Genomic DNA, 544 nt, shown 5'->3' on the forward strand with positions numbered 1-544 from the left:
ATCTTATCTATGCCGGTAACAACGGTAAGTCGTAAAAGGAAGTCATTATGATCGGTATAGTGATGTTTTTTGTGGCGCTCTTTGCGCTACTGCTCGGGTTTCCCGTCGCGTTCACATTCGGCGGTATTGCTCTTATTTTTGGTGTTTGGGCAGAGGGCATGGACATGTTTGCCTTCATGCCATATCGAATTCAATCCATCATGGAAAACACGGTGCTGATGGCTGTACCGCTGTTTGTTTTCATGGGGCTCGTGCTGCAAAAAACGAAGCTAGCAGAGCAGCTGCTGGAATCGATGGGGCGTCTGTTTGGTGGCGTCCGTGGCGGCATCGCAATTTCGACGGTGCTGGTGGGCGCGCTACTTGCGGCATCGACTGGCGTAGTGGGAGCATCGGTGGTGGCCATGGGGTTGATCTCTCTGCCTGTGATGCTCAAATACAACTATGACAAAGGCCTCGCGTGCGGAACCATTTGTGCTTCAGGTACGTTGGGGCAAATTATTCCTCCTTCTATCGTACTCATTTTGCTCGGCGATGTGCTTGGCGT

1 protein-coding gene is annotated in these 544 nt (G+C 51.5%); it reads left to right on the plus strand.

Translation table 11 applies throughout. The features are described 5' to 3' along the window. Window positions 1–47: 47 nt before the first annotated feature. Window positions 48–544 (plus strand): TRAP transporter large permease subunit (locus R7Q46_RS29630; RefSeq protein ID WP_318078647.1); only part of this gene is annotated, 497 nt, incomplete at its 3' end.

This window comes from Vibrio sp. 811, from assembly GCF_033339195.1.